This window comes from Nocardiopsis ansamitocini (genome assembly GCF_030268225.1).
Taxonomy (GTDB): Bacteria; Actinomycetota; Actinomycetes; order Streptosporangiales; family Streptosporangiaceae; genus Nocardiopsis_D; species Nocardiopsis_D ansamitocini.
The window spans coordinates 337,359-362,230 of record NZ_BSQG01000003.1 but is presented as its reverse complement, the minus strand read 5'-3'; the positions used below and the strand labels follow the sequence as shown (position 1 = coordinate 362,230).

The window sequence follows — 24,872 nt, the reverse complement described above, 5'->3', positions numbered from 1 at the left end:
CCGACCGCGCTACGGTTCCTGTCATGCGCCCATCAGCCGAAACCCCCCGGTCGCCTGTCACCGCGGACGACCTCGACCATGCTGTAAACCTCGCTGTCGCCGCTCTTCGGGAGGCGCCCGCGGGGTCCTGGGACGCCAGGGCCGGGGCGTTGGACTGGGACTGCTGGGAGACCGTCGAACACCTCAGTGACGATCTCTTCGCCTATGCCGTGCAACTGGGCCCCCGGACACCGCCTCTGACCGGCAGCGTTCCGTTCACGTGTGAGAGTCGTCGGCCTGGTGGCCCGGCGAATTCCGTGCACGCCGACCGCACTGCGGGACCCTCGGGGCTCCTCCAGGTGCTGGAGGCCAGCGGAGCGCTTCTGGTCGCCATGGTGCGCACCACGCCGTCGCGGGTTCGCGCCTACCACAGCCACGGCGTCTCCGACCCCGAGGGCTTTGCCGCGATGGGGATCGTGGAAACCCTGGTGCACACTCATGACCTGGCCGAAGGGCTCGACCTGGCGTGGGACCCTCCCGCCGAGCTGTGCTCGCGGGTACTCGCGCGGCTCTTTCCGGACGTCCCGACGAAGGATGCGGCCCCCTGGCCAACCCTGTTGTGGGCGACAGGGCGAATCGCACTGCCCGGTCTCCCGCGCCGCACCGCCTGGCGCTGGTATGGCGCGGCCGACACCGACCTCTAGCCGGGACGCACCGCGAAACTCCTACAGGGTCGATGGGCAGGGCCTGTCGGGCGGTCTCGCGGCGCGGACTGCCTCCTGCTCCCGACAGCACCGGATCGTTTCCGACAACAGAGTGTCCCTGCCCCTGCCGCGGCTGCGGCAGGGGCACCTCACCGGCACCAGGCGATCAGATCGTCGATCGTCCGTTGCTTCAAGGAATCCGTTTCCGGGACCGGCGCGCTCCGCTCCCCGACGAGACGCGCGTCCTGGATCAGGGCTGTGCCTCGACCGGCTCCTTGTCGGCTGCTCCGCCCCCTGGGGTCAACGCCAGAGGCGCCTCCTTGATGAAGAAGGCGAGCACGAAGCCGAGGAGGACGATGGGGACCGCGTAGAGGAAGATCGGCGGTAGGGCGTGGGCGAAGGCGTTGGCGACCGTCTCCCTGACCGGGGCCGGCAACGAGCGCAGGATGTCCGGAGTGAGCGAGCCGATGCCGCCTTCTCCCCCACCGATCTGCCCCATCTTCGCGGCGACCTGCGGCGGCGCCTGGGCGACCTGCTCGGTGAGCCGGTTGACGAAGATGGTGCCGAACACCGCGATACCGAAGGACGCACCGATCTGGCGGAAATAGCTGTGCGCGGAGGTCGCTGCGCCCAGATGACGCCTGGGCACGCTGTTCTGCACGATCAGCACGAGGTTCTGCATGTAGGACCCCACCCCGAGGCCCAGCACGAACATGCCGGTGGCGGTGAACAGGTAGGAACTGTCCACCGAGATCCGCGACAGCAGGAACAGGCCCACGGCCAGGATCAGGGAACCGGCGATCGGATAGATCTTGTACCGGCCGGTTGCCGAGACGAGACGGCCGGTGCTGATGGTGGCGGTGAGCATTCCCACCACCATGGGGATCATCATGAGTCCCGATTCGGTGGCGGTGGCCCCGTTCACCATCTGCAGGAAGGTCGGCAGGTAGGAGACGGTGGAGAACATGGCGACGCCCACGGTCATTCCGATCACGGCCGCGAGGGAGAAGTTGCGGTCCTTGAACAGCTCCAGCGGGATGATGGGCTCGACCGCGTACTTCTCGGCGACGACGAAGAGCACGGCGGCGACGACGGTTAGCGCGATCAGCCCGAGAATGACGGGACTGCTCCAGGCGTAGGTGCCGCCGCCCCAACTGGTCAGGAGGACCAGCGCGGTACTGGCGATGGCGAGCAGGGCGGTGCCCAGGTAGTCCAGACTCGGCTTTTCGGCGGACCGGGGCTTGGGAAGTTTGAGTACGGCGATGGTGACGCCCAGCGCCAGCAGGCCGAGCGGGATGTTGATGTAGAAGATCCAGCGCCAGCTCAGGTTATCGGTGAAGAAACCGCCGAGCAGTGGGCCTGCGACCGAGGCGAGGCCGAAGACACCGCCGATGAGTCCCATGTACTTTCCGCGTTCACGGGGGGAAACGATGTCGGCGATGATGGCCTGGGCGCCGATCATGAGACCGCCGCCGCCGATTCCCTGGAGTGCGCGGAACCCGATGAGCTGGGTCATGTTCTGGGCGATGCCCGAGAGGATCGAGCCGATCAGGAATACGACGATCGCGAAGATGAAAACGCTCTTGCGGCCGAAGAGGTCACCTGCCTTGCCGTAGATCGGCATCCCGATCGTGGTGGCGAGAATATAGGCGGTGATCACCCAGGACAGGTGCTCCAGCCCGTTCAACTCGCCCACGATGGTCGGTAGTGCGGTGCCCACGATGGTCTGGTCCAACGCGGCCAGGAGCATCGTCAGCATGAGGCCGACGAAGACCCATCCGACCTGGCGCTTGCTGAGGACAGGAGCGTCCTGGGCCGATCTGGGTTCGGGGTCGGCGGCTGCTTCGCCGTCCGGACGTAGTGCCATGGCGCAGATGCTCCTGCTTCGGATCGGGCGGCCTGCCTCTGGGCACGGTCGCAAAACGGTGGTGGAACCGTCCGCGTTGAACGCGGGACCGGCTCGGCGGCAGACACGGGGATCCTCAGGTCCCGGTGAACTCCTTCTTCAGTTCACTGAAGGTTTCGGCGAGAACTGTCTGCAGGTCAGAGCGCTCGTGCTCGCCTGATACCCAACGACGCATCGAGAAACGCATCGCCGCGGCGCCGATGGCGGCCAGTAGTTGTGGCCGGAGGTTGACGGGATCGTCGCCGATTCGTTCGGCTATGGCCTCCGCGAGCGCCCGCTCCATTGCCGCGAAGCCGGCCATGAACTTGGGGAGCAACTGAGGCTCGCCGCTCAGCAGCTGCTTGCGCAGGTGGACCTCCTCCAGGGAGGGCGAGTACTCGTCGAGCGGTGTCACCAGGCAGATCTTGAGGTCTTCGAACAGTTCACCGGTTGGGCCGCCGGACACGAAGACGGCTCGGGTCTCCCCCTCGGGAATGGGCGGCCCTTCCCCGAGGACCGCTTCCTCCTTGGAGGGGAAGTAGTTGAAGAATGTCCGCGGCGACACGTTGGCCGCCGCAGCGATCTCTTCAACGGTGACGCGCTCGATCCCCTGTTCGACGACGAGCCGCAGGGCCTGGCGCTGAAGTTCCCTGCGCGTCTGGCGCTTCTTACGCTCGCGCAACCCCATTTGGGTCGAATCAGCCACCGGCCGATCATTACATACGATGCAAACTTGCGCAAGATGCAAAGATTTAGCGCAGGCGGCAATCACTGTACCTTTGGGCAAAAAACTCGCTTCGTTACCGAAAAGAGATCGGAAGTTGGGAACTTCATAGATCCGGCCAGACTCATAGAAAAACGGCAACTGGCCCCCGAACTGGAGGAACGCCGAGGCGGCCACAACGGGAGCTTCGCCGAAATGAGCGTGCCACTGTCCCCGGCTGCCGCTATCTTTAAGCTTCGCATTCCCCCGAAAAATGGAGATTTAATGACTAACGGAACATTCCGGACTCGCGTGCGCCGCATCACGGGGACCGCCGCACTGGCCGCGGGCGCCCTGGCGCTGTCGGGTTGCGGCGTGTTGAACGGGCTCATCGGCGGCGACGTCTTCGAGCTCTCGGTGGGCGACTGCATCCCCGAGGAGACCGGTGAGGGCGAGGTCTCCAGCGTGGAGACCGTGGAGTGCTCCGAGCCGCACAGTTCCGAGGTGTACGCCAGCTTCATGGTTCCCGACGGTGACTACCCCGGCGAGGACGCCATCCTTGAGCAGGCCGACACCGACTGCCGCGAGGAGTTCGAGACCTTCGTGGGGACGAACTACGACGAGTCCGAGCTCGACCTGACCTACCTGTACCCGGTCGAGCAGTCCTGGGACCAGTTGGACGACCGCGAGATCCTGTGCTTCGTCGTCGACCCCGCCGGTGACACCACCGGCACCCTCAAGGGCTCGAACCGCTAGCGAGGTTGTCTGCCCCGCATGTTGTCCAGGGCCGGCAAGGCCCCGCACCGGCCGCCGGCGAACCCAGGGGGCTGTCGCGGCATACGGTCATCGACATGTGGTGACGAGAAGGACTAGAAAGGACGCTCGGCTCAAAGGTCCCGGCCGGGCGTCTTTCGGCGTCCGGGGGAAGCGCGACCGCAGCACGCGGACTTCCGTCCGCAACGCTCGGTTCCGCTCCCCGGCCGTGGTGGTGCCGTCGCAGCCCGACGACGGGAGAACCCCCTCGTTCTCTTCGTCCGGGCGCTCCGGGCGGCCTCTACCGCGGGGTTGCCACCCGCCTGGTGTCCCGCCTGTTCGACACCGATCACGGAGGAACAGCCGCTCACGCCGTACGACTACTTCTTGGCCGCCAGTTTCTTGGCGGCCTTGGCAGCGGCCTTGGCCTTCTTGGACTTCTGTCCCGCTTTCTTGGCGGCCTTCGCCGCCACCTTGCCCTTCTTGGGCTTCTCGTCCTTGTCCTTGCCCGATGCCACGCCCGGCTCCGCCTTCTCCTGTTTGGCCTTCTTCGCGGCCTTGATCTTCTTCTCTTTCTTCGCTTTCTTGGGCTTCTTGGCATCCTTGCTGGTGATGTGGGGTTCGAGTAGTTCCGGCAAGGGAGCGATGCCCGGCCCTCCCTCGAACACCCAATCGTCGAGCTCACCGATCAGTTTCTCCTCGGTGAAATCGCCGAGCCAGACCGGCCGCCCGCCCGCAGCACGTCCGGTCGAGGAGGGTTGCACGACCACCACGTTGGCCTTGAAACAGATGCCCAGGCACTTGCTGACCCGGACCGGCACGTCGCGCCCCTCATGGTCGCGCAGTTCACTGAGCCTGGCCAGCTGTCCTTTGTGGTCGACACCGGGACGCTTCTTCTTCCGACCGCAGCAGCATCCGCGACACACCACGAGCCGGCACGGTTGTCCCCCCGAAGTCAATTCGATCAACCTCCCCCTGCTGCGTTCGCTCTGCCCGTCTCCCCCACACCGTAGCCGCGCGACTCGGGGTCACCAACGTCGAAGGGCACCCAGGTCTCGGGGAGGTCCCCGCCGCTCAGCGGGGTCGCTGCGGCCGAAGGCCAGCGAAACGGCAGCCCGGCTGCCAGCCAGGCGCGCGGGTGGTCCATCAGTTGGAAGTGCACCTGCGGCTCGGGCGAACTACCCGAGTTCCCACATGCCGCGACCTCCTGCCCCACACTCACCCGGTCCCCTTCCCGCACGCGAAGGGAGCCACGGCGCAGGTGGGCGAGCATCGCAAAAGCGCCGTCGCCCAGGTCGATCACCACATGGTTGCCCAAGAGCCCGCTCGTCCCGCCCAGTTCGCGCACTGCCGTCTCCACGACCATTGCGAACAGCCACGGCCAGGACGTCCGGCTGCGATGGTCGCGCATGTGGTCGACGGCACGAACCACGACCCCCTCGACCGGGGCGTACACCGGAGCACCGAACCCGGGAAACTCCTCGGGCGCGCGACTGAGCGGACGCCAGCCGATGTCGGGCCTGGTGCTGTCGGCAGGATCGGCCAGCAGTGCCAGCGCGTAGCTCTGCCCGTAGGCATGCATTCCCTGGCTGGGGACCCGGTCGGCAGGACTGGCCAGTGCCGTCCATCTCCCGCGAACCGGCGGCTCGACCACCCGGGGCGTGCCGCGTACAAGCCCCAACCGCAGGTAGACGGCCAGACCGACGAGGAAGACGGGACCGCGTACCCACCAGGACACTCCGGCGAACCCGCCGAAAGCGAGCAGAAGCGTCCCCGACCACATGAGGGGAAGGCGCAACCGGGCGAGCAGTACGGGCAGGCGTGCGGGCGGGGGAAGAGGATCGCGGGGCATGGCCCCATCATCCCGCTTGTCGGCACCGCAGACGCGGTGTGCCCGGACCCCGTACGGGGTCCGGGCACACCGGCCGGTGGAATACCAGCGGCTAGAGTCGGGGGCCGCCCTTCCTGGAGCGGGTCATGCCGCGCAGCTTGCGCGTGAGGCGACCCAGTTCACCGCCGCCGGTCGTACGGCGGGGGCCGCGGGTGGTGCGGGACGCGGGGCCCGGGCGTGCGGGTCGGGTCGTACGACCAGAGCCGTTGATGGCGCGCCGGGCTCGGGCAAGAAGGCGGTCAACAGTAGACATCGCAGTCACTCCCTCAGTGGCGTTCGCAGTCACCTTCTTCGCTGCCCGTGCGGCCCTCCACTATGCGGAGGAGCCGATGCACCGCCCTCGCCCGAAGAAGAACCCCGCAGATCAGCGGCAGGATTTTTCCCGCATATCCATGGATCTGCGAAGTCGTCCGAAGCGTCTGTGGTCAGCCGATGGTGGCTTCGGCCGCTACCGGCCGAAGCCACCGGCGTGAAATCAGCGGACGGGTCCGTCACCGCGGGCCGGACCGTCTCCCCGGTGCGGGCCGTCCTCCCGGCTGGGGTCGTCACCGCGGGCAGGGGCGTCCGGCCGTCCGGCATTGTTCTTGTTCTGCCTCTTGAGGTAATCGGTCGCGCTGTCCGTCGCCTTGGTGATCTGGTCGTCGTACTTGCCGCCGGTCTTCTGCTTGGCGAAGTCGGCGGCCTTGTCGAGACCGCCGCTCACCTTGTCCCCGTGCTCGCTGGCGGCCTTCTTGATCTTGTCGAAGGCGTCTCCGAAACCGGCCATCGTCACTACCCCCGTGTCTGGCGCGAAACAATTTCCGTGTCCTGGCACGGCATACCCCGCCTGAGCACCGTTAACGCCTCTGCCCTGTGTGGGTCAGATCCCCAGGACCGCTCGGGCGATCGTGAAGTAGATGAGCAGGCCGGTCGCATCCACCAGGGTCGACACGAGCGGGGCGGAGACCACGGCCGGGTCCACGCCGACCCGGCGCGCCAGCAGCGGCATGGTGCTGCCGATGACGGCCGCCCAGGTGCAGATGACCACGACCGAGGCTGCCACCGCCACGGCGATTTCCGGCCCCACGAGGAAGGAGCCGATGACCAGTGCCACCGCGGCCAGCATGAGCCCCAGCAGGAAACCGACCCTGGATTCCTTCCAGGCGACCTTGGGGAGGTCGCGGAGGCGGACCTCCCCCACTGCCAGGGCTCGCACGATGGCGGTGGCCGACTGCGAGCCGACGTTGCCTCCGGTACCGGTGAGCATGGGCACGAAGAGCGCCAGGGCGGTTACTTGCTCAAGGGTCGCCTCGAACCCCTGCATGACGTTGACGGTCAGGGTCGAGGCCACGATGAGCAGCAACAGCCAGACCGAACGGGCACGGGCCAGGCGCAGCACCCCGACCGCCACGTAATGGGTGTTGACCGGACTGGCACCGGACTGGCGCGCGATGTCCTCGGAATCGGCAGCCTCGATCAGTTCGAGGGCGTCGTCGAAGGTCAGCAGGCCGACGAAACGCTCCTCGGAGTCAACTACGGGCAGCGCGACCAGGTTGGCCTCCTGCATGAGACGGGCCGCGCCCTCGGCGGGCTCGGTCGCCCTGACTCTGGGGGCGAAGACGTCCACCAGGTCCTTGAGGAGTGTGTCCTGATCACTGGTGACCAAGTCGCTGAGCTGGACCATACCGGCGAGCCGCCGGCCACCGTCCACCACCGGGAGGGTGTAGACGGTCTCGGCGTCGGCGCCTTTGGCCCGGACCACCTCCAGCGCCCGGCCGACCGTGAGGTCGCGGTGCAGAAGGACCGTCTCGGGGGTCATGTAACGCCCGACGGATCCTTCGGGGTAGCCAAGCAGAGCGGCGGTCATCCTGCGCTCGGACGGGCTGAGTCCGGCCAGTGCGCGCGTGGCGATCTTGGCGGGGACCTCCCCGATCAGCCGGGCACGGTCGTCGGGGTCCATTTCCTCCAGCAGCTCGCGGAAGGCTCCGTCACGCAGTCCCATGAGGATGGCCTGCTGCTGGGGGAGGTCCAGTTCCTCGAAGACCTCCAGTTCGCGGTCCTTGTCCAGCAGGCGAAACGGCACGATCGCTTGGTTGTGGTCCATACGGACCAGCTCGTCGGCGATCGCGTAGGGCGGATGCTCGGCCAGCCACAGCCGGATCCCCATCAGGTCGTTGTCCCGGACCAGGTCGGCCAGTTCGACCGTCTCGTCGTCGTTCATGGGCGAGCACCCCCTCGTCATCGCGCGCCGCCGGACCATGGGGGGACCGGCGGATGCCGTTCGGGTGTTCTGTGGGTACGGGGCGGGCGCGGCCGGAAGACTCCCCGCGGTTGTTTCGGCAGGGGTCCGGGCCGGCGTTGGGCGTGGCGTGCGGCCGCAGCAGGAAAGGCCCGGCCCACCCGACCGGAGAACATCCCGACCCTACCGGTGCGGCAGGACCGCGGCGCTTTCCGGAGCCTGGGAGCAGGGCCGGCTGCTCAGGACCGCCAGATCACCACGAGGGCGCAGTCGTCGTTCTTGTCCTTGCTCAGAGTGTCCACGATGCCCTTGGCCCCCGGGCCGAAGCCGTCGGCGACCAAGGATTGCGCCGCGCCCAGGAGCCGGTCGACCCCGGCGTCGAGGTCTTCACCGGGGGTCTCGATCAGACCGTCGGTGTAGAGCATGATGGCGTCACCCGGCCGCAACCTGCCGTGGACGGGTGTGTAGCTCATCTCGGGGATCACCCCGAGCACGACGCCCTTGGCATCGGTGGTCGTCCAACCGCCGGTGGAACTGTCGAACTGGGCGGCCGGCGGATGGCCGGCCGAAGCGATGGAATAGTCACCGGTGCCGAGGTCGATGGACACGTGCACCGAGGTGACGAAGCCTTCGCCCATAGCGGTACGCATGAGGTAGTCGTTGCAGTGGGACAGGAACTGTCCTGGAGGAACCGCGCCGACGAGACTGCCGAATGCTCCGGAGAGCAGGAGTGCGCGGGTTCCCGCGTCCACGCCTTTGCCGGACACGTCGACGACGGCGACGTCGAGGCGGTCGCCCTTGCGCATGGAGACCACGAAGTCGCCCCCGAAGGAGGATCCGCCGGCCTGCTGGAGGATCGCGGTTGACCCCCAGCCCGGGGGCATTGCGGGCAACCGTCCCTGCGCGACCAGCCGGTCGCGCAGTTCCAGTAGCATCTTCTCCCCGCTGAGCCCCTGCACGCCCAGGCGTTCGCGCACACCGGCGAGGAGGTAGGCGAGTACCGCGGTAACACCGATCGTGACCAGCAGACCGGGGCCGACCTGGCCGAAGTCGAGCGCGAAGGCCGTGAAGAGCAGGACCGCGGCGACCACCACGAGCAGGAAGGCGAGGCTCTTGCGCTTGAGCAGCAAACCTCCCGCCAGCACCGTGAGGATCACCGCACTGGGCGGGAACCAGCCGGTGGGACCCCAGACCGCTCCGACGCCGACGCCGACCGCGAGCATCACGAGCGTGATCAGCACCAGGCGATAACGAAACAGCACTTTGCGTCTGAGCACGGCGACAACGCGCTGGGCCAGCGAACGGGCATGGCGGAGGAGTCGGGCAGTCGGAGGAGTGCTCATCGCTGCCGAACTGTAGCGTGCGAAACCAGGCCGAGCACCTCGCACCACGGATGCACTTCCTCATCGACCGAATAACGGGGCAACCGATAATTGCCGAGCGGACAGCCCGAAAAATCCGCAGAACTACTCATGGTCCAGTATGGGCCCAGAATCACCCCAGCGTCAGGCCGGCAACGGTGCCTACCCGTGTTTTGGCCACAGATCACTGGACCTGACCGTTCCCGAACCAGAAATGTAACCGAACTCGATGCTCATCGGAGTACGGTCGCCCCGTGCGCCACGGGCGGGACACGACAGCATCCGGCTGGGCGGGCGACCGAAAATCAGTGGCGTACGCAACCGCAGCACTGGTAGTGACAGAGGCATGCCCATTTCGCGAGAGGCGGCCCGCTCAGGAGCCGCGGAGGCATGGCCGATCCGCCCTGTCACCGAATCCGAGTTCACCGATTTCTCCAAGGTCTGCAGCGAGGCGCTGCTCAGCTCCTCCATCGACGAGGAGCGGATCGCCCGGCACCGCACCAACACCGAGATCGACCGCACGCTGGCCGCGTTCGACGGAGCACAGCTCATCGGCACGACTGGCGCCTACTCCTTCCAGATGACACTGCCCGGCGGGATCCGCCCGGTCGCCGGCGTCACCTGTGTCGGGGTACTGCCCACCCACCGCCGTCGCGGAGTGCTCAGCGCCCTGATGCGCCGTCAGTTGCACGACATTCACGAACGCGGGGTCGAGGCCGTGGCGGCCCTCTTCGCCTCAGAGGGTGGCATCTACGGACGGTTCGGATACGGTCTGGCCGCGCTCAGCGGCACGATCACCGTCCGTGGGGGCGAGGGCGCCTTGCGCCCGGACGTCCCGCGCGATCCCGCCCTGCGCCTGCGCATGGTCGAACCCCGCGAGATCCGCAAAGAACTGGCGGTGGCCCACCAGGCGTCCGCTGCCAACCGGATCGGGGAATTCTCCCGTGACGAGCGCTGGTGGGACCGGGTGCTACGCGATCCGGAAGAGGACCGGGGCGGCTACAGCGGCCACAAATGCGTGCTGGTCGAGGATGGCGCGGGCCCCTTGGGCTACGCCCTGTACCGGGTCAAACAGCAGTGGGACGACTTCGGCGTCGCCGACTCGCTGCTGGGCATCGTGGAGCTGCAGGCAACCGCACCCGCGGCCTACGCCATGCTGTGGGAGTTCCTCCTCAACCGTGACCTGGTTCGTTCGGTGCGCGCAGAACTGCGCCCCAGCGACGACTCCCTCCTGTATATGCTGGCCGACCGCAACCGGGCCCGCATGACGTTGGACACCGGCTTGTGGATGCGGCTGGTGGACGTCCCCCGAGCGCTCTCCGAGCGCTCCTACGCGGCTGCGGTGGAGACCGTCATCGAGGTCACCGATCCCGTGTGTCCGTGGAACGCGGGACGGTGGCGGCTGTCGGGCGGACCGGGGGCCGCACTGTGCGAGGGCACCACCGAGCCGGCGGACCTCACGCTCTCGGTGAGTACGCTGAGCTCGGCCTACGCCGGAGGGGAGCGCCTCAGTTCCTACTCGGCGGCCGGACTGGTGACCGAGCACCGCCCAGGATCGGTAGCGGAGCTGTCGACCGCCCTGACCACCGCATCGGTACCGAACTGCTCGGTCATCTTCTGAGCAGAAACCCGCCGGAGCGGGCCTCTGCTGTCGTCGCACCGACGACGCAGGCCCCCAACGGCGGGCGGCCGACAGAAAACAGGAAGAGTTACGGCAGCGGGGGCAACTCGCCGGTCTGCTCGTAGTTCGACAGCATGTCGATCCGGCGGGTGTGCCGCCCCTCCCCGCTGTAGGGCGTCGTCAGGAACACCTCGACGAACCCCGTGGCCTCGGCCTGGGAGTGCATCCGCGCACCGATGCTGATCACGTTGGCGTCGTTGTGCTCGCGGGCCAGTGCGGCGGTCTCGACGCTCCAGGCCAGGGCCGAACGCACGCCCTTCACCTTGTTGGCTGCGATCTGCTCACCGTTGCCGGAACCGCCGATGACGACGCCCAGCGAACCGGGATCGGTCGCGACCCCCTCCGCGGCACGCAACACGAACGGCGGATAGTCGTCCAGGGCGTCATAGGCGAGAGGCCCGGCGTCGATCACCTCGTGTCCCTGGTCCTTGAGCCAGGAGACGAGGTGCTCCTTCAGTTCGTAGCCGGCATGGTCAGATCCAATGTAAACACGCACGGTGCCAGTCTTGCAGGTCATGACCGCGCCCACGGCCCGGGGGCGGATACGCCGACGCCCGGCAGCCCGTCGAACGGGTTGCCGGGCGTCGTGGCGAACGGCTAGAAACCGACCGCCGCCTGGAAGATACCGAGCCCCATCGCTGCGAAGAGGACCAGGGAGACGATGGCGATCACGTTGTACAACACGATGGCCATGACGTCCTTGCTCAGCGGACCGGCCTTGGACTCAGACACCTGGCTCAACTCAAACCACCTTGGAGGGAACGGGCACAACTCTGGCCCTATTTTCACATGGATCCGGCTCCGCCCCTGATCGGGGGCGGGTCGGCCGGGGACGCCTATCCCCAGTGCGGTGGAACGTCGCGCAGCATCTCCTCAAGACGCGATCGCTCGTCACCGGCCTCGCCCCACGACTCACCGCGCTCGTCAGCGGTGGTGTCGGGGAGCAGGTCGTGGTCGTCGAAGACCACCCAGCGCTCGTCGTCGGGTCCACTCATGGGTGCAGGAACCTCCGGGCCGTGTACGGCTCTAGTCGAAGATGGGGTCGCGGGTGCGGCTGCGCTTCAGCTCGAAGAACCCGTCGGTCGCCGCAACCAGGAGCACGCCGTCCCAGAGCTTGCCCGCGGCCTCGCCCTTGGGGGCCGGTGACACGACCGGGCCGAAGAACGAGACGCCCTCGACCGAGATGACCGGGGTTCCGACCTCTTGGCCCACCCGGTCCATCCCGTCATGGTGCGACTCGCGCAGAGCCTCATCGTAGTCAGTGCTCTCGGCCGCCTCGATCAGGTCGGCGGGCAGGCCGGAATCGGCCAACGCCGCCGCGATCGTCTCCAGGCCGCGCGACTCGCCACGGGTGTGGAAACGGGTGCCGAGTGCCGTGTAGAACGGGCCGAGCACCTCGTTGCCGAGGCGCTGTTCAGCGGCGATGGCCACTCGGACCCCCCACCACGCCTCCTCCTTGAGCAGCTTCCGGTAGTCCTCGGGGACGTCCTTGTCCTCGTTGAGCACCGCCAGGCTCATGACGTGCCAGCGAGGCTGCACCGGACGGACCTTCTCCACTTCGAGCAGCCAACGGGAGGTCATCCACGCCCAAGGGCACAGCGGATCGAACCAAAGGTCAGCGGGTACGTGTTCCTCGGCCATGGTCGTTCTCCTCAAATTCGCCTTGCTCCAGCGGTCCGGGACGCCCAGAGGAACCCGTACCACCCCTACGTTCGGCAACCACGGCGAAGGGTTCCGCATTCCAGCGCCACTAATGGCAGGATCGTCAACAGCAATCAGCCAGGTCGTCACCCCCACACAGACCTGCGGGGCGTGACGGCGGTCATCAAAACGGCCGGCGGGAACGGCGGCCGCGAAGGGAGTGGGCCGTGGCAGGCAACCTGACACGTGACGAGGCTCGGGAACGGGCTCGGATTCTTAGCGTCGACTCCTATGACGTACAGCTCGATCTGACCTCGGGCGACCAGACCTTCAGTTCCACGACCGTGATCCGCTTCAGCAGCACCGAGACGGGGGCCGCGACTTTCGTGGACCTGACCGCTCCCACGGTGCGCGAGATCGAACTGAACGGGACCGCGCTGGCCCCGGCCGACGTGTTCGACGGAGAGCGGATCGCCCTTCCGTCCCTGCAGGCCGACAACGAACTCCGTGTCGTGGCCGACGCCGCCTACATGCGTACCGGCGAAGGACTGCACCGGTTCGTCGACCCGGTGGACGGCAGCACCTACCTGTACAGCCAGTTCGAGACGGCCGACGCGCACCGGATGTACGCCTGCTTCGACCAGCCCGACCTGAAGGCGTCCTTCGAGCTGACGGTGCTGGCTCCCGCCGAGTACGAGGTCGTCTCCAACAGCGCGCCCGACGCCTCCCGCGAACCCGTCGAGGGTTCGGAGGCCGTCCGCTGGCACTTCCCGGCGACCCCGCGCATGTCCACCTACATCACCGCGCTGATCGCGGGCCCCTATCACGTGGTGCGGGACGAGCACGACGGCATCCCTCTGGGGCTCTACTGCCGCGCCTCGTTGGCCGAGTACCTGGACGCCGATGCCATCCTGGACGTCACGCGCCAGGGCTTCGACTTCTTCCACGGCCTGTTCGGCGTGCGCTACCCCTTCGGGAAGTACGACCAGCTGTTCGTGCCCGAGTTCAACGCCGGGGCCATGGAGAACGCCGGTGCCGTCACCTTCCTGGAGGACTACGTCTTCCGGTCGCGGGTCACCGACGCGCGCTACGAGCGCCGCGCCGAGACGATCCTGCACGAGATGGCGCACATGTGGTTCGGCGACCTGGTCACGATGCGCTGGTGGGACGACCTGTGGTTGAACGAGTCGTTCGCGACCTACGCGAGCGTCTACTGCCAGGCCGAGGCCACCAAGTGGAAGGACGCCTGGACCACGTTCGCCAACGTGGAGAAGGCGTGGGCGCTGCGCCAGGACCAGCTGCCCTCCACCCACCCCATCGCCGCCGACATCCCCGACATGCAGGCGGTCGAGGTCAACTTCGACGGCATCACCTACGCCAAGGGCGCCTCGGTGCTCAAACAGCTGGTCGCCTACGTCGGGGTCGACGCCTTCTTCGCCGGCGTGCGGGCCTACTTCGCCGAGCACGCCTGGGGCAACACCGAACTCTCCGACTTGCTGCGCCAGTTGGAGCACGCATCAGGACGCGACCTCTCCCTGTGGTCACGCGAATGGTTGGAGACCGCGGGCGTGAACACCATGCGCCCGGAGTTCGAGGTGGACGGGGAGGGCAACTTCACGTCCTTCGCCGTCCTCCAGGAGGCCGCGGCCGACTACCCGACGCTGCGCTCGCACCGCCTGGCCATCGGCCTGTACGACCGCACCGACAACGGCATCGTGCGCCGGGAACGGGTGGAACTGGACGTCACCGGCGAGCGCACCGCGGTGGCGGAGCTGGTCGGCAAAGCCCAGCCGGACCTGGTGCTGATCAACGACGACGACCTCACCTTCATCAAACTGCGCCTGGACGAGCGCAGTCTGCAGACGGTCGTCGACGGCGCCGGGGAGATCTCCGAGTCCCTGCCCCGGGCCCTGGCCTTCTCCGCCGCCTGGGACATGACCCGGGACGGGGAGATGGCCGCGCGCGACTACGTGCGACTGGTCGTCTCCGGTTTGGGCGGGGTCGGCGACGTCGCCGTTGTCCAGACCCTCCAGCGTCAGGCGCTGGGCGCCCTGATCAACTACGCCGACCCCGCGTGGCGCGCGGAAGGCTTCGACCTGTTGGCAGCACGACTGCGCGACCTGCTCAGCACCGCGGAGGCCGGCAGCGACCTCCAGTTGGCCTACGCGCACGGCTTCGCCGACTCCGCGCGCTCCCCGGAGCACCTGTCCCTGCTACAGGGCCTGTTCGACGGCGCGATCGCCGTGGACGGCCTGGAGATCGACACGGACCTGCGCTGGACCCTGCTGCGCCGTCTGGTGGCGGCCGGCGCAGCGGACGAGACCGAGATCGCCGCGGAGCTGGAACGGGACGCGACCGCCACCGGTGCCCGTGCGGCCGCGGGGTGCCGGGCGGCGATTCCCACCCCCGAGGCCAAAGCCCTTGCCTGGGAGCGCATGACCGGTGGGGACCTGGCCAACGCCGAGTTCCGTTCCACCCTGGGCGGGTTCATCGAGCCCGCGCACGCCGAACTGCTCCGCGAGTACACCGAGAAGTACTTCGCCCTGCTCAAAGAGGCGTGGGAGAAATGGACCGGCGAGTTCGCGCAGACCTTCGCCGAGGTCGCCTACCCGAGCTATTTGGTCGAGAAGGAGACGTTGGACCGTACCGACGTCTACCTCGAGACGGAGAACCCGGCTCCGGCACTGCGTCGCCTCCTGCTGGAGGGAAGGGCCGGTGTGGAGCGTGCGCTGCACGCCCGGTCCAAGGACGCCGAAGCAGGCGCCTAGGCACCCCTCGGCGGCCGCCGTCTCCCTGCTGGTGGAGGCGGCGGCCGCCGCCCGTTCACCGCGAAGGCGGTTCCGGGCTGGCCAGCGGCCCCAGGAGTCCGCGGATCTCCTGGGTGAGGACCGGATCTGCGATGAGTTCGTCGAGCAGAACGGGCCTCCCCTCTGCGTCGGTGAGGGGGATCCGCCAGTTGGGGTACTCCGTGCTGGTCCCGGGCTGGTTCTGCATACGGCGGTCGCCGACCAGGTCGGTGAGCGCGACGCCGACCATGGACGAGGGGGTACGGCCGAGGTAGGCGTGCAGGGCCTTGACCACGGCGGCGGGGTCGGCGACCGGATCGACGGATGCGTCCAACAGGCCGAGTCCGACCAGCAGTGCGCACCACTCGGCGACCTGGGACTCGGCGTCGGCGCGCTCCTCTTCGACCGGCCGGGTGAGCAGGCCGAGCCGGTTGCGCAGGTCGACATGCTCGGCGGCGATGTAGGAGGCCACCGGGGGCAGGTCATGTGTGGCTACGGTGGCCAGGCAGTCGGTTCGCCAGGTCTCGGGACGACGCGGCTCTCCGGAGGAGTCGCGCTCGAACCACAGCACCGACGTTCCCAGCACCCCGCGCTCGCTCAGGTGGTCGCGCACCCAGGGCTCGACGGTCCCCAGGTCCTCCCCGACGACCAGCGCACCGGACTCGTGGGCCGCGAGGAGGAGTGCACCGACCATGCCCTCGTGGTCGTAGCGAACATAGGCCCCTTCGGCCGGCGAGGCCCCCTCGGGAACCCACCACAACCGGAACAGTCCCATCACGTGGTCGACCCGGACTCCACCGGCGTGCCGCATCACCTGACGCATCTGGGAGACGAAGGGCAGATACCCCTCTTCGGCGAGGCGGATGGGGTGCCACGGGGGCTGGCCCCACCCCTGCCCCTGCTGATTGAACGCGTCCGGGGGCGCGCCCACCTGGATTCCGGGGGTGAGGACGTCGCCGTACATCCAGGCGTCGGAACCGCCGCCCTGTACTCCCACTGCGAGGTCGTGCACGATACCGGTGCCCATCCCCGCGGCGCGGGCGCTGGCCTGGGCCGCGGCGAGCTGCTCGTCGAGGACCCACTGCACCCAGCGATGGAAGTCCACGGTGCCCCACCGGTGCAGAGCCTCCGCGCCCACCACCGATCCGCGCACGTCGCGCAAGGGTTCGGGCCAGCTCCGGTAGTCGAAACCGTGTTCCTCGGCCAAGGCGCACCAGGTCGCGTACTCCACCAGGTCCGATCCCTCCCGATCCAGGTAGGCGCGCAGCGCGGTTTCCCGCTCGGGAGTGCGGCGGACCCGATGGAGGATTTCCAGCGCGGCCCGTTTCGCGGTCCAGACGGAGTCGCGGTCGAGCAGTTCCGAGCCCCGGGACCGGTCACGCGGTCCCGCTGCGAGGGCCTGGACCTGTTCGCGCTGGGCCGGGGTGAGGCCGGCGTACTCGGGAACGTCCTCGATGCGGATGTAGAGGGCGCTGGCGTAACGACGGCCGACCGGAAGGTAGGGAGAGGGCTCCAGGGGCGCCACCGGCTCGGTGGCGTGGATCGGGTTGATGAGGGTGAAGGACGCTCCGAGGTCGCGGGCGGCCCAGTCGGAGAGCTCCGCGAGGTCGCGGAGGTCGCCGATGCCCCAGGAGGCACGCGAACGGACCGAGTAGAGCTGTGCCATGAGCCCCAGTTGGCGGACGGGGGCGCCGGCCTGCGCACCGGCCAGCCGGTTGGGGGCGACCAGGATGGGGGCACGCTCACGGCGGTCGCCGTGCTCGACGTGCAGTAGATGCACCCCCAGGGGCAGGCTCGTGCCGGGCTCCGCCCAGTCACCGCCCGCGAGTTCGACCCAGGTCCGCGCGCCGTCGGGGAGTCGCAGGTCGGGTGCCCGACCCTGCCGAACCACGACGGCGGCGGGGAGCAGCCGCTTGGACTGGTGCTCCCAGTGCGCCTCCAGTGCCGCTCGGGGGTCGCGCACGTCCAGACCAAGAGCTCCCAGGACGTGGCGGAGCGTGGACGGGGGGACCTTGACGTGTGCGCCCTTCCAATCCACGTAACTCGTCGAGACCCCGTGTTCCTCTGCCAGGCGGATCAACTCAGCATCGCTCACAGCACCCGATGATGCCTTAATCGGGAGGCGTGCGCCGGTAGGCCGACGATCCGGTTCGAGCGGGCAGGACCGAACCCGGGCGAAACCGGCCGTGGGCGCATTCCCACTGGTCAAAATGTCAATAAATGGTCGCTTCGGCCAGCCATACTGAGCGAATGCTGAAGTCCTATCGTCCGCTGTTTTCCATCCCCCACCTCCCCGGGCTCTTCATCTGGTCACTGATCGCCCGGCTCCAGGTCGCAGGGCTGCCGATCGCCATCACCTTCCTGGTTGCCGACTGGACCGGTTCCTATGCCTTGGCCGGCCTGGTCAGCGGCGCGTTGACCGTGGGGACCGCCCTTGCCGGGCCGATCCGCGGCCGAATGGCGGACCGGGGACGCGCCGATCGGATCATGGTGGTGTGCGGGGTCGTCTACAGCGGTGGACTGCTGCTGATCACGCTGTTGCCCGCGGCGCTGTGGTGGATCTCGCTGCCGCTGTCCCTGGTGACAGGTCTGTTCCTTCCACCTGCCGGCCAGATCGGACGAGCGTTGTGGCCCCGGCTGACCAGCGGCCAGAACCGGAAGGCGATGTACTCGATGGAGGCGACCTTCCAGGAAGTGCTGTTCGTGGTGGGCCCCGTGCTGACCGCGGCCGTGGTGGGCCTGTCGGGAGGACGGGCGGCACTGGTCATGCTGGCCGTCATTTCCCTGATCGGGGCGCTCGGGTTCGCGATGATGCTGCGCGTGGCGGGGCTGACCCGCACCCCCGCCGTCGAAACGGGGGCGAACGAGGGGGCGCGCCGGTCCCTGTTGACCATCGGACCGCTCGCCCTACTGGTAGTCGTGTGCATGATGCTGGTCGGTGGTCTCGCGGCCGTCGATCTGGTGATCGTCGCGTGGGCCCGGGAGTTGGGCACCCCCGGCTACGCGGGCGCCCTGGCTGCGATCTGGGCGCTGGGCTCGCTGGTGGGCGGCCTGGTCGCCGGGGGCCTGCCCGGCGCACCTCGGGTGTCGCGAAGGGCGTTCGCGGCGGCAGCGGGCGTCGCGCTGCTGATCCCGCTGCTGCCGCCGATTCTGGAACTTCCCACTCCGTGGCTGATCGCCCCGATGCTGTTCGTGGCGGGACTTGCGGTCGCTCCGACCCTTGCCGCGGTCACCGAGCGCCTCGGCGACGTCGCGCCCGACAACCGCCGGGCCGAAGCCTTCGGCTGGATGAACACCGGAGTGACCACCGGCGTCGCGATCGCCGCTCCGATGACCGGCTGGCTGATCGATCTGGGCGGTATCGCGGCCGGGGTTGCCGGCGGCGTGGCCCTGTCACTGTCGGCGGCGGTACTCACCCTGTGGGTTCCCGGCGCCAGACCGCAGCCGACCACCGTTCCCACGCCTGTCGGGTGATCCGCGGCGGCCGGTTTCCCTCCGGGGGTCAGCGGAACCAGATCTCGGGCTTGCGGTCGCTCCAGGGGCGGGCCGACTCCAACTGGGCCGACAGGGAGATCAGGGTCCCTTCCCCGCCGATGCGTCCGGCGAGCTGGATCCCGATGGGCAGGCCCTCGGGACCCGTGTGCAGGGGAACGCTGACAGCGGGCTGTCCGGAAATGTTGAACATGCTGGTGAACGGGGTGAATTCCGTCATGCGGGCGAACTCGGCGCGGGGGTCGCCATCGGCGTCGAAATGCCCGATGGGGACCGGGGGAAGCCCCAGCGTGGGGGTGAGGACCGCGTCGTAGGGAGCCATCGCCGACAGTGCCGCACGGTTGGCCGATTGCAATCGGGTGGTGGCGTCGAGGTACTCCGTGGCGGACACCGATCGCCCCTTCTCCCGCAACCAGCGGGTGAGCGGGCGCAGCCCGGACTCGTCGGAGGGGGCGACAGGCGTTCGGGCCGCCAGTACCGTCCACACGACCTCGAAGTGGTCGAGAAGGCCGGCGTCGAAGGGATGGTCGATCTCCTCCACGTCGTGGCCCAGGTCGGCGAGCAGCAGCGCGGCGTTCTCGTAGGCGACGAGGACATCGGGGTGGACCGTCGCTCCTTCGACGTTCGGTGCCGCGAAGCGGGCGATACGCAGCCGGCCCGGCGCCCGTCCCGTGTGGGCCAGGAAGCTGTCCCCTTCGGGCAGTGGAGGCGCGGAGTAGTAGTCGCCCGGCCGGCTGATCGCGATGACGTCCAGTAGCAGGGCCGCGTCGGCAACGGTGCGGGCCAGCGGACCGGTGGCCGACAGGCCGATCAGGTCCGGACGGGCAGGAGCGGCACTGACCCGACCGCGACTGGGTTTGATCCCGAAGAGACCGCAGGCGCTGGCGGGAATGCGGATGGAGCCGCCTCCGTCGCTGCCCTGGGCGAGGGGGGCCAGACCTGCGGCGACCGCCGCTGCCGCGCCCCCGCTGGAGCCGCCCGCCGAGCGGGTGAGATCCCACGGAGTGCGAGCGGGTGGGGCGATGTCGTTCTCGGTATAGCAGGACGCACCGAACTCGGGGGTGTTCGTCTTGCCGGTGAAGACGGCTCCGGCCAACCTGAGCTCGGCGACGAACGCCTCGTCGAGCTCGGGGACGTGCTCGGTGAACAGCGCCGACCCCCAGGTGCACGTCATCCCGGCGACCATGTCGAGGTCCTTGAGCGGAACGGACACCCCGAGCAGGGGAGGCAGGAGTTCCGGCGTGTCGGAGAGCACCCGTTTTTCGGCGGTTAGCGCCTGCTCCCGAGCGAGTTCCGGAGCAACCGTAATAAAGGCTCCGACCTCGTGGTTCAGTCGGTCGATGCGGTCGAGGTAGTGGTCGGTGATCTCCACCGGGGAGAGTTCCCGGCGGCTGATCAGCTCGGCCTGCTCGACTGCGGTGAAGTCATGAATTTCGCTCACGACCGCCGAGACTAGGGAAAACGGCGGCCGACCGCGACTCGGCGATGGCTCAGGGTTTTCCGGAGAAGGCGATAAGAGCGTTCGTTCCCACGTGGCCGCCTCCGGACACCCCCTGGTGGCTCTCGCACAGGGAATAAAAGTGTGAGTTTCGATGGACTAGGAGGGCGCAGGAAAACGAACTACGCTCAGATTTGTGGAATCGGCAACAAGCACCCAGCAGAGCACGGACCAGAGCGCCGACAAGGGCAGTCGGTCCTCCCGGTCGTCAACGTCGCCCTTCATCGCCCACTCCGGAAACGGTCGGTCGAAGGACCCCAAGGACGCCGCCCGCTCGACCTACCGAGCCCTGCTCCGGCCCGGAGTCGCTCGACGCTGGCTGATTCGCGGGTTTTCCTGCGCCGCGGCCGGCACACTCATCGGCCTCGTCGTCTCGGACTGGCGGATCGGTGCCACGGCAGCGGTCGCGGTGCTGGTCGCCATGGCTGTGCACTCCTCCCGACGGCAGTCGGAAGTGCCGCAATGGCGCAAGCCCTCAGCAGCGCAGCGCCGCACCGAGGCACAGCTCAAGATGATGCAGCGGTTCGGCTACCGCACCCTGCACGCCCGTGGCATCCAGGACGGCAACGGCCAGATCGACCACTTCATCGTGGGCCGGCGCGGCGCGTTCGCAATCGACTCCGAGTCCTGGGACAAGCGTCTTCCGTTGCGCAACAAGCTGGAGAAGCTCTATCACGGGCGGTTCTCCAAGAACGAGCGCATCGACGAGGCACTCGCCGAGGCGCGCAACGCGGAACGGCTCATCAGCAAGGAGTTGGGCCGCGAGATCAAGGTTCGCGCGTCATTGGCGATCTACGGGCCCACCATGCCGTGGGACAGCCACCGGCTTCGCGGCGTGGACATCATCACCGGTACCAAGGTGCGCAAGTGGCTGCGCAGCGGAAAGGACCGACTCAGCGAACGGGAGATCGACGAGATCTACACGGCGGCCCAACGCGTACTTCCGCCCCGTTACTGACGTTCGTCCCCATCCACTCCGACCGACCCACCTTCCGAAAAAAATCCCGGGGCGGCGCACGCGCCGCCCCGTCTCATTATTCGGACTTTTGATCTTCCAGATCGAGACACGAGCACTCGACCATGGGGGCTACCATCAGGAGAACCACAACGTAAGCCCCGATCCCACGGCGGGAGACCAGTCGAAGAGGCTCCGTCCGCGCAGATCTCTGCCGGGCGTCACTGGTGATCTCGCCGCTGGTCCCGGTTCTTCTCGACGGGAGCACATCACATGCCCGCGCTTCGCTCACGCACGGTCACCCACGGCAGGAACATGGTCGGTGCCCGCGCACTCATGCGCGCCACCGGCGTCGAACGTGAGGACTTCGGCAAGCCCATCGTGGCCATCGCCAACAGCTTCACCGAGTTCGTGCCCGGCCACGTGCACCTGCGCGAGGTCGCCGACGTGGTCGCGCGTGCGGTCAAGGAAGCCGGCGGCGTGCCCCGCGAATTCAACACGATCGCCGTGGACGACGGTATCGCGATGGGCCACAGCGGAATGCTGTACTCCCTGCCCAGTCGCGAACTGATCGCAGACGCCGTGGAGTACATGGTCAGTGCGCACTGCGCCGACGCACTGGTGTGCGTCTCCAACTGCGACAAGATCACCCCGGGCATGCTGCTGGCAGCACTGCGCCTCAACATCCCCACCGTGTTCGTCTCCGGCGGCCCGATGGAGGCCGGCAAGGTCACCGTCGTCAACGGCTCTGCCACCACCGTGCGCAAGCTCGACCTGATCAACCCGATGATCGCGGCGGCCGACGAGAACGTCTCCCAGGCAGAACTGGACGAGATGGAAGAGGCCGCCTGCCCCACCTGCGGCTCCTGCTCCGGCATGTTCACCGCCAACTCGATGAACTGCCTCACCGAGGCGATCGGCCTGGCGCTGCCCGGAAACGGTACGGTCCTGGCCACCCACGTCGCCCGCAAGCGTCTCTACGAGGACGCCGGACGTCTGGTGGTGGAGGCGGCCAAGCGCTACTACGAGGAGGACGACTCCTCGGTCCTGCCGCTGTCCATCGCCACCCCCGAGGCATTCGGCAACGCGATGGCCCTGGACGTGGCCATGGGCGGGTCGACCAACACCATCCTGCACCTGCTCGCCGCGGCCACCGAGGCGAAGGTGGGCTTCGGCCTGGAGGAGATCGACGCACTGTCGCGCAAGGTCCCGTGCCTGTGCAAGGTGGCTCCCAACACCGAGAAGTACCACATCGAGGACGTGCACCGAGCCGGCGGAATCCCGTCCATCCTGGGCGAACTGGCCCGCGGCGGGCTGCTGGACACCAGCCGGCCCACCGTGCACGGTACGAGCATCGGCGAGTTCATCGCCAAGTGGGACATCGCTTCCCCGACGGTGCTCCCCGAGGCCGTGGAGCTGTTCCACGCGGCGCCGGGCGGCAAACGGACCACCAAGGCATACTCCCAGTCGGTGCTCTGGGACACGCTGGACTACGACCGCGAGGAAGGATGCATCCGCTCGGTCGAGCACGCCTACACCAAGGACGGCGGCCTCGCGGTACTCACCGGCAACCTCGCCCCCGCCGGCGCGATCGTCAAGACCGCGGGCGTGGAGGAGGAGCTGTGGACCTTCAGCGGCCCGGCCAGGGTGTTCGAGAGCCAGGACGACGCCGTGGACGGCATCCTCAACAAGCGGGTCGGAGCCGGTGACGTCGTCGTCATCCGCTACGAGGGCCCCAAGGGCGGCCCCGGTATGCAGGAGATGCTCTACCCCACGAGCTTCCTCAAGGGCCGTGGGCTGGGCAAGGCCTGCGCACTGATCACCGACGGGCGCTTCTCCGGGGGCACCTCGGGGCTCTCCATCGGACACGTCTCCCCCGAGGCGGCGGCGGGCGGCGACATCGCCCTGGTCGAGGACGGCGACGTGATCACCATCGACATCCCCAACCGCGGGATCGTGCTGGAGGTCTCCGAGGAGGAGCTCAACGAGCGCCGTGAGCGCCTGGGCAAGGAACTGGGAGGCTTTCGTCCCCGCGATCGTCAGCGCACCGTGACCGCTGCTCTGCGCGCCTACGCCGCGATGGCGACCTCCGCCTCGACCGGGGCCGCCCGCGACGTCAGCCAGGTCGAAGCGCCCCGCCCCTGACACCCGACGAGGTGCGGCCGGGGCACACGCCCCGGCCCCGCGGTCGGAACCGGTGCGTGTTCCCCGGCCCGGGTCGGGACGCGCTCACCCGCAGCAGCCACCCCCGCAGCATCCGCCGCCGGAGGCCGACGGAGCCTGGGCGACCCCGCCCACCCCAACGGTGGACAGCAGTTTGACGGTGTCGGGATGCCCCTGCGGGCAGGTGGCGGGATCGCCGGACTGCGCCATGGGGCGGGACAGTTCAAAAGTCTCGCCGCATGCGCGGCAGCGGTAGTCATAACGAGGCATGGAGCAAGGATACGGGGACGGCGTGGACGACCATCGGTCGTTCGGGGGGGCGCTACGCGTCCCGGGGTCGGGGTGGGACCCTGACCCGAACCCGGGCGCTGGCGGTCAGGCCGCTGCTCTGGCCATGTAAGGGGCCCATTGGGGGTCGCCGTGGTGCTCGCCGTTGATGAGCCTCCAGTGCATTCCCCGGGGAACCGTGGGGGTCACGTTCAGCTCCCAGCCGAGTTCGTCCAGGAGGCGGTCGGCTTTTCTGTGGTTGCACGCACGGCAGGAGGCGACGACGTTCTCCCAGACATGTGCGCCTCCCCTGCTACGCGGAATGACGTGGTCGATCGTCTCGGCCCGCTTCTCGCAGTAAGCGCAGTGGTGGCCGTCGCGCCGCATCAGTGCCACCCGGGTGAGCGGTACTCTGCGCCGGTAGGGCACCCGGATATAGCGATGCAGTCGAATCACCGAGGGCACCGACAACGCCGTGGTGGCCGAATGCAGCATGGCCCCCGCGGTATCGCCGTGGACGACCTCGGCCTTTTCCCTCAGCACCAGCAGAATCGCCCGGCGCAGCGGGACGGTCGTCAGTGGTTCGTAGCTGGCATTGAGCAGCAGCACGTGACGGCTGGCTGTGCCGCCCTCCGTACCGCGCCTGGCGCTCACGTCAGTCTCCGGGTCGCCGGCGAGCCGACGACCCGTGTCTCATCCCCGGCGTGCCTGTCGGCAAGCCAGGAGACCTCCCTATGGACCGGCCAGACGACCGGTGCTCTTCGCGTTGCCACACGGACCTCCCGTGGGTGGTTCCCGCCGAGTAACGTCCCGCAATCAGTTTGCTTGGTCGGACCTGGTCACCGCCACCCTATTTTCCTTCGGGTCGCGAAAAACCGCGTGAAATCGATCAACT

At 68.2% G+C, this 24,872-nt stretch carries 23 protein-coding genes; 7 read left to right on the top strand and 16 right to left on the bottom strand.

What is annotated here, in order from left to right:
- The first annotated feature begins 23 nt into the window (after positions 1-23).
- Positions 24-683: a hypothetical protein gene (locus tag QSJ59_RS11315; RefSeq protein ID WP_285759264.1), complete on the top strand. Its 660-nt coding sequence runs from the start codon at positions 24-26 to the stop codon at positions 681-683.
- Between the two features lie 250 nt (positions 684-933).
- Here QSJ59_RS11315 and QSJ59_RS11310 read toward each other — a convergent pair whose 3' ends face one another.
- On the bottom strand, positions 934-2,550 hold the full coding sequence (locus QSJ59_RS11310) for an MDR family MFS transporter (RefSeq protein WP_285759263.1): 1,617 nt from the start codon (positions 2,548-2,550) through the stop codon (positions 934-936).
- Positions 2,551-2,665: 115 nt separating this feature from the next.
- Complete coding sequence (locus tag QSJ59_RS11305; protein WP_285759262.1) at positions 2,666-3,274, bottom strand: acyl-CoA-like ligand-binding transcription factor; 609 nt, start codon at positions 3,272-3,274, stop codon at positions 2,666-2,668.
- A gap of 282 nt (positions 3,275-3,556) precedes the next feature.
- Between QSJ59_RS11305 and QSJ59_RS11300 the strand changes: the two genes are divergently transcribed.
- Complete coding sequence (locus QSJ59_RS11300) at positions 3,557-4,027, top strand: septum formation family protein (RefSeq protein WP_285759261.1); 471 nt, start codon at positions 3,557-3,559, stop codon at positions 4,025-4,027.
- 377 nt (positions 4,028-4,404) lie between these two features.
- On the opposite strand, the gene QSJ59_RS11295 is transcribed toward QSJ59_RS11300, so the two are convergent.
- The 6 genes from QSJ59_RS11295 to QSJ59_RS11270 all read right to left on the bottom strand — a co-directional run bounded on the left by QSJ59_RS11295 (position 4,405) and on the right by QSJ59_RS11270 (position 9,476).
- A complete protein-coding gene (locus tag QSJ59_RS11295; RefSeq protein ID WP_285759260.1) occupies positions 4,405-4,953 on the bottom strand; it encodes a (2Fe-2S) ferredoxin domain-containing protein in 549 nt (182 codons plus the stop codon).
- 35 nt (positions 4,954-4,988) lie between these two features.
- Positions 4,989-5,876 carry a M23 family metallopeptidase gene (locus tag QSJ59_RS11290; RefSeq protein WP_285759258.1) on the bottom strand — a complete coding sequence of 296 codons (888 nt, stop codon included), beginning with the start codon at positions 5,874-5,876 and terminating at the stop codon, positions 4,989-4,991.
- A gap of 91 nt (positions 5,877-5,967) precedes the next feature.
- Positions 5,968-6,168, bottom strand: a complete 201-nt coding sequence (locus QSJ59_RS11285; RefSeq protein WP_285759256.1) for a hypothetical protein — start codon at positions 6,166-6,168, stop codon at positions 5,968-5,970.
- A 222-nt stretch (positions 6,169-6,390) separates the two neighbouring features.
- Positions 6,391-6,681 (bottom strand): antitoxin, encoded by a 291-nt coding sequence (locus QSJ59_RS11280; protein WP_285759254.1) that lies wholly within the window; start codon positions 6,679-6,681, stop codon positions 6,391-6,393.
- A 93-nt stretch (positions 6,682-6,774) separates the two neighbouring features.
- Positions 6,775-8,115, bottom strand: a complete 1,341-nt coding sequence (gene mgtE, locus QSJ59_RS11275; protein WP_285759252.1) for a magnesium transporter — start codon at positions 8,113-8,115, stop codon at positions 6,775-6,777.
- Positions 8,116-8,372: 257 nt separating this feature from the next.
- Entirely contained in the window at positions 8,373-9,476 is a 1,104-nt protein-coding gene (locus tag QSJ59_RS11270; RefSeq protein ID WP_285759250.1) for a PP2C family protein-serine/threonine phosphatase, read from the bottom strand.
- Between the two features lie 364 nt (positions 9,477-9,840).
- Here QSJ59_RS11270 and QSJ59_RS11265 point away from each other — a divergent pair, with 364 nt between their 5' ends.
- Positions 9,841-11,115 carry a GNAT family N-acetyltransferase gene (locus QSJ59_RS11265; RefSeq protein ID WP_285759249.1) on the top strand — a complete coding sequence of 425 codons (1,275 nt, stop codon included), beginning with the start codon at positions 9,841-9,843 and terminating at the stop codon, positions 11,113-11,115.
- 88 nt (positions 11,116-11,203) lie between these two features.
- Here the strand turns inward: QSJ59_RS11265 and QSJ59_RS11260 are convergent, their stop codons facing one another.
- The 4 genes from QSJ59_RS11260 to QSJ59_RS11245 form a co-directional block, all read right to left on the bottom strand.
- Entirely contained in the window at positions 11,204-11,671 is a 468-nt protein-coding gene (locus tag QSJ59_RS11260) for a ribose-5-phosphate isomerase (protein WP_285759248.1), read from the bottom strand.
- 101 nt (positions 11,672-11,772) lie between these two features.
- A complete protein-coding gene (locus tag QSJ59_RS11255; protein WP_285759247.1) occupies positions 11,773-11,916 on the bottom strand; it encodes a hypothetical protein in 144 nt (47 codons plus the stop codon).
- A 95-nt stretch (positions 11,917-12,011) separates the two neighbouring features.
- On the bottom strand, positions 12,012-12,170 hold the full coding sequence (locus QSJ59_RS11250) for a hypothetical protein (protein WP_285759246.1): 159 nt from the start codon (positions 12,168-12,170) through the stop codon (positions 12,012-12,014).
- Between the two features lie 31 nt (positions 12,171-12,201).
- Positions 12,202-12,816 carry a mycothiol-dependent nitroreductase Rv2466c family protein gene (locus tag QSJ59_RS11245; protein ID WP_285759245.1) on the bottom strand — a complete coding sequence of 205 codons (615 nt, stop codon included), beginning with the start codon at positions 12,814-12,816 and terminating at the stop codon, positions 12,202-12,204.
- Between the two features lie 227 nt (positions 12,817-13,043).
- Between QSJ59_RS11245 and pepN the strand changes: the two genes are divergently transcribed.
- The gene (pepN, locus tag QSJ59_RS11240; RefSeq protein ID WP_285759244.1) at positions 13,044-15,584 is read left to right on the top strand and encodes an aminopeptidase N; all 2,541 of its coding nucleotides are present in this window, start codon (positions 13,044-13,046) and stop codon (positions 15,582-15,584) included.
- Between the two features lie 55 nt (positions 15,585-15,639).
- Here pepN and malQ read toward each other — a convergent pair whose 3' ends face one another.
- Positions 15,640-17,697, bottom strand: a complete 2,058-nt coding sequence (gene malQ / locus QSJ59_RS11235) for a 4-alpha-glucanotransferase (protein WP_285759243.1) — start codon at positions 17,695-17,697, stop codon at positions 15,640-15,642.
- A gap of 155 nt (positions 17,698-17,852) precedes the next feature.
- On the opposite strand from malQ, the gene QSJ59_RS11230 reads away from it, so the two are divergent.
- Complete coding sequence (locus tag QSJ59_RS11230) at positions 17,853-19,076, top strand: MFS transporter (RefSeq protein WP_285759242.1); 1,224 nt, start codon at positions 17,853-17,855, stop codon at positions 19,074-19,076.
- Positions 19,077-19,104: 28 nt separating this feature from the next.
- Here the strand turns inward: QSJ59_RS11230 and QSJ59_RS11225 are convergent, their stop codons facing one another.
- Positions 19,105-20,535, bottom strand: coding sequence for an amidase (locus tag QSJ59_RS11225; RefSeq protein ID WP_285759240.1), 1,431 nt, complete (start codon positions 20,533-20,535; stop codon positions 19,105-19,107).
- Between the two features lie 280 nt (positions 20,536-20,815).
- Between QSJ59_RS11225 and QSJ59_RS11220 the strand changes: the two genes are divergently transcribed.
- A complete protein-coding gene (locus QSJ59_RS11220; RefSeq protein ID WP_432707472.1) occupies positions 20,816-21,550 on the top strand; it encodes a nuclease-related domain-containing protein in 735 nt (244 codons plus the stop codon).
- A gap of 270 nt (positions 21,551-21,820) precedes the next feature.
- The gene (gene ilvD / locus QSJ59_RS11215) at positions 21,821-23,692 is read left to right on the top strand and encodes a dihydroxy-acid dehydratase (protein ID WP_285759239.1); all 1,872 of its coding nucleotides are present in this window, start codon (positions 21,821-21,823) and stop codon (positions 23,690-23,692) included.
- A gap of 84 nt (positions 23,693-23,776) precedes the next feature.
- Here the strand turns inward: ilvD and QSJ59_RS11210 are convergent, their stop codons facing one another.
- Positions 23,777-23,980 (bottom strand): FmdB family zinc ribbon protein, encoded by a 204-nt coding sequence (locus tag QSJ59_RS11210; protein ID WP_285759237.1) that lies wholly within the window; start codon positions 23,978-23,980, stop codon positions 23,777-23,779.
- Positions 23,981-24,085: 105 nt separating this feature from the next.
- The gene (locus QSJ59_RS11205; protein ID WP_285759561.1) at positions 24,086-24,586 is read right to left on the bottom strand and encodes an HNH endonuclease; all 501 of its coding nucleotides are present in this window, start codon (positions 24,584-24,586) and stop codon (positions 24,086-24,088) included.
- Positions 24,587-24,872 lie beyond the last annotated feature (286 nt).

Bases quoted from the DNA above. Each gene is read 5' to 3' on its own strand.
- QSJ59_RS11270 (WP_285759250.1), bottom strand. From the start codon at position 9,476: ATGAGCACTCCTCCGACTGCCCGACTCCTCCGCCATGCCCGTTCGCTG.
- QSJ59_RS11300 (WP_285759261.1), top strand. From the start codon at position 3,557: ATGACTAACGGAACATTCCGGACTCGCGTGCGCCGCATCACGGGGACC.
- QSJ59_RS11290 (WP_285759258.1), bottom strand. From the start codon at position 5,876: ATGCCCCGCGATCCTCTTCCCCCGCCCGCACGCCTGCCCGTACTGCTC.
- QSJ59_RS11245 (WP_285759245.1), bottom strand. From the start codon at position 12,816: ATGGCCGAGGAACACGTACCCGCTGACCTTTGGTTCGATCCGCTGTGC.
- QSJ59_RS11230 (WP_285759242.1), top strand. From the start codon at position 17,853: ATGCTGAAGTCCTATCGTCCGCTGTTTTCCATCCCCCACCTCCCCGGG.
- QSJ59_RS11315 (WP_285759264.1), top strand. From the start codon at position 24: ATGCGCCCATCAGCCGAAACCCCCCGGTCGCCTGTCACCGCGGACGAC.
- ilvD (WP_285759239.1), top strand. From the start codon at position 21,821: ATGCCCGCGCTTCGCTCACGCACGGTCACCCACGGCAGGAACATGGTC.
- QSJ59_RS11280 (WP_285759254.1), bottom strand. From the start codon at position 6,681: ATGGCCGGTTTCGGAGACGCCTTCGACAAGATCAAGAAGGCCGCCAGC.
- QSJ59_RS11265 (WP_285759249.1), top strand. From the start codon at position 9,841: ATGCCCATTTCGCGAGAGGCGGCCCGCTCAGGAGCCGCGGAGGCATGG.
- QSJ59_RS11250 (WP_285759246.1), bottom strand. From the start codon at position 12,170: ATGAGTGGACCCGACGACGAGCGCTGGGTGGTCTTCGACGACCACGAC.
- QSJ59_RS11310 (WP_285759263.1), bottom strand. From the start codon at position 2,550: ATGGCACTACGTCCGGACGGCGAAGCAGCCGCCGACCCCGAACCCAGA.
- QSJ59_RS11210 (WP_285759237.1), bottom strand. From the start codon at position 23,980: ATGCCTCGTTATGACTACCGCTGCCGCGCATGCGGCGAGACTTTTGAA.
- QSJ59_RS11285 (WP_285759256.1), bottom strand. From the start codon at position 6,168: ATGTCTACTGTTGACCGCCTTCTTGCCCGAGCCCGGCGCGCCATCAAC.
- mgtE (WP_285759252.1), bottom strand. From the start codon at position 8,115: ATGAACGACGACGAGACGGTCGAACTGGCCGACCTGGTCCGGGACAAC.